We start from the raw sequence: 3,067 nt of genomic DNA, 5'->3' as shown, positions 1-3,067 counted from the left end.
TCAGTACATCATCCGCGGGTCGACATAGTGCTTGAATTCGAGCAGGTTGCCCGACGGGTCGCGCAGCACCACGGTCCGATGCTCTTCGACCAGCCCGGCGAAACGTACCTGTTCGGACTGGAAAACCGCCACCTCGCGCAGTTCGACCAGGCGCAGCAGTGCGTCGAAGTCGGCACCGTCCCGGAATGTCACGCCGAAATGGCGCGGGTACAACGTCGCCTCGCCAGGTTCATAATCAGGAGTGAGGTGGCAGACAAGCTGGTCGCCGAAGAAGTCGAGCGTGATCCGGTCGGAATAACGGCGGGCGAGCCGGCAACCGAGCAGGTCCACATAGAATCGCTGCGCCGCCGCCAGGTCCATCACGGGAATGGCGAGATGAAAGACATCGGCGGTGTTTCGCACGGCCCGCTCCTCTACTCGAAGGCCAGCAGCGTGTCCGAGCGGAGCCCGAGCCGCAGGGTCTCCAGGCCCACGACGTCGGCGGCGTGCACGTTTCCGAGGTTGACATCCGGACCGACCCGGCGGATGAAGTGGGTCTGCAGCGTCTTGGTAGGCGTCTCGAACACCAGTCGATCGACTGGCACGCCGGAGTCGAGGATGTCCTCGATCAGACCGAACCGCAACTGCCCGTCCGGCCGGCAGATGCCGCTGGTCCCGGTCTCACGTGCTTCCAGGATCACCATCTGGGCGCCGGCATGCAGGTCGGTCCGAATGGCGGCGATCCACCGGGACGGCGACTGACGCTCGGAACGTTCGGCATCCTTGAATCCGACCTCGCTCAGCACGACGAATTCGTCGGCGAGTTTGGCAACGTAGCTCGCTTTCTCCTCGACACCGAGGTCGATGGTCCCGTTCGACACCTCCACATACCGACAGCCCTGCTCGCGACACAGCTCCCGGAAATCGTCGAAACGACCTTGTAGAATGTGCTTTTCGAACAGGGTACCGCCGAAGAGGAAGTCGATACCCAGGCCGCGCAGACAGGCGATCTTATCGGCCATCCCGGCTGTCACGAGCGACGTACCCCAGCCGAACTTCACCAGGTCAATATGATCGCAGAAGCTGGCGACGGCATCGCGGAAATAGCCTGTCGGCAGGCCATTGTCGATCACTATCGTGATTCCACGGGAACGTGGCTTCGGCTGGCGTGCAGGCAGAGTGAGAGCGCTGGTGATCATAACGGCCACCTCCTGGAGCGGCACTTGACTGGTCCGGAGATCCGGTGTGCGGGATGAAATCACCACGCACACCAAATACCGCCCCTACCCTTCCACCACCACATGAGAACGGCTTTAATACCAGCTGTGGAATCGCTGAGAGATCGGGGCAGGCGGCGGAATTTTACCATCCATGCAAACATGATCCGCCAGCAGGTCCTTCGGTAAACTCTCATCGGGTCCCGAGGTTTCGTTAACGTTGTTCGAGAAGGATGCGAACGTGCCTGCTACCCATGACAGCCCTCGTTCGATGGATCTGGACGAGCGGTCGCCCACGGGCCACCGCCGCATGATCGAGCTACTGGAGGCTCATAGTCGGGACCATCCCCGTCGGGTCTGTCTCGTGGACGCAGGCAGCGGCCGGCGCATGCACTACGACGAACTCGGTGCCACAGTAGGTGACTGGTGGTCGGAATTCGACCGTGCCGGCTGCCGACCCGGACAGCGAGTGGCGATCGTCGTCGCCGATCCGGTGGATTTCGCCGCCGCCTACCTCGGAGCCATCACCAGCGGACGCCACGCCGTCCCGTTGAGCCCAGACGCTCCCCCGGCGGAGCTGCAGCGGATGCTCACGATGGCCGGACCTGCCCTGGTGGTCACCGACCGGAAGCTACCTGCGGCGGCCGGCGTCGGGCGGGTCGGCCCGCGCCCCGCCCGGGTCGACCACCGCGGTCCAGCTCCTACCGCTGACCGGCCGGCCGCCGGCGGTGGGGTGGTGCTGTCCACCTCAGGGACCACGGGGACGGCCAAGCAGATCTTCCTTGGCGAGGCACAGCTCGTGCACGTCGCGCGTGCGGTGGCCGTCCATCACGGCCTTACCAGCGACGACGTCGGGTTCTGTCCGCTGCCCCTGTTCCACGTCAACGCCGAGGTGGTAGGGCTGCTGGCCACCCTGACCGCGGGCGGCGCGGTCGTGTTGGACACCCGATTCCGCCGCCGGGGATTCTGGCGACGGATCGTCGAACACGACGTGACCTGGATCAACGCCGTACCGGCCATCGTGACCATCCTCGCGCGCGACCCGGATGTCGGGCAGGCGCGTTCGACCAGGGTGCGTTTTGTCCGGTCCGCGTCGGCCGCGTTGCCTGTCGCGGTGCTGCACGCGTTCGAGCAGGCCACGGGCATCGGGGTGCTGGAGACCTACGGCATGACCGAGGCCGCGAGCCAGATAGCGGCCAATCCGCTGCGTGGTGTGCGCAAGGCGGGCTCGGTCGGGCTACCGGTCGCCACGCAGGTACGGGTGGTCGACGAGGACGGGCAGGAGTGCCCCGATGGCGTCACGGGCCGCGTCCAGATCCGCGGCGCCGGGGTGATCAGAGCCTATCTGGGCGAGGCCGGAAACGAGCGGATTGACGCCGACGGTTGGCTCGATACCGGCGACCTGGGGTATTTCGACGCCGATCGGTACCTGTTCCTCGCCGGCCGCACCGACGATGTGATCAACAGGGGTGGCGAGAAGATCTTCCCACGCGAGGTGGAGGAGGTCCTGCTGGCCGATCCCCGGGTGGATGCGGCCGTGGTTGTCGGCCGCCCCGATCCGGTTCTCGGCCAGACACCGGTTGCATTGGTGGTACCAGCCGCCGGGGCCGACGAGAGCCTCACCGCCGATCTGGCCGCCCGCTGTGAGTCCGTCCTGGAGCGCTTCAAGCGTCCAGTTGCCATCGACGTCGTCGACGCGCTGCCGGTCGGACCCACCGGCAAGGTGATGCGGCGACTCGCCGGCAACCGCCCCGCTGGAAACCAACGCCTGCGTGACCGGCTCGACTGTACGAACGGATTCGGATGACGATGACGACGGCGACGCCGAGCCCGGTACGGGCCACCACCACAGCGCCGGGCTCTTCCCAGGA

3 protein-coding genes are annotated in these 3,067 nt (G+C 65.9%); 1 reads left to right on the top strand and 2 read right to left on the bottom strand.

The features are described 5' to 3' along the window. Positions 1-402 (bottom strand): VOC family protein, encoded by a 402-nt coding sequence (locus U9980_RS21115; protein WP_322769511.1) that lies wholly within the window; start codon positions 400-402, stop codon positions 1-3. 11 nt (positions 403-413) lie between these two features. Further along, a complete protein-coding gene (locus U9980_RS21110) occupies positions 414-1,178 on the bottom strand; it encodes a phosphosulfolactate synthase (RefSeq protein WP_322753711.1) in 765 nt (254 codons plus the stop codon). 259 nt (positions 1,179-1,437) lie between these two features. Here U9980_RS21110 and U9980_RS21105 point away from each other — a divergent pair, with 259 nt between their 5' ends. Beyond that, positions 1,438-3,003, top strand: coding sequence for a class I adenylate-forming enzyme family protein (locus U9980_RS21105; RefSeq protein ID WP_322769510.1), 1,566 nt, complete (start codon positions 1,438-1,440; stop codon positions 3,001-3,003). Positions 3,004-3,067 lie beyond the last annotated feature (64 nt).

This window comes from Protofrankia sp. Cr1, from assembly GCF_963555865.1.
Lineage (GTDB): Bacteria > Actinomycetota > Actinomycetes > Frankiales > Frankiaceae > Protofrankia.
The sequence above is the reverse complement of the archived record's forward strand: the minus strand, read 5'-3'. Positions and strand labels throughout refer to the sequence as shown.

Excerpts from the sequence above, each read along its gene's own strand:
- U9980_RS21110 (WP_322753711.1), bottom strand. The coding sequence starts at position 1,178 with ATGATCACCAGCGCTCTCACTCTGCCTGCACGCCAGCCGAAGCCACGT.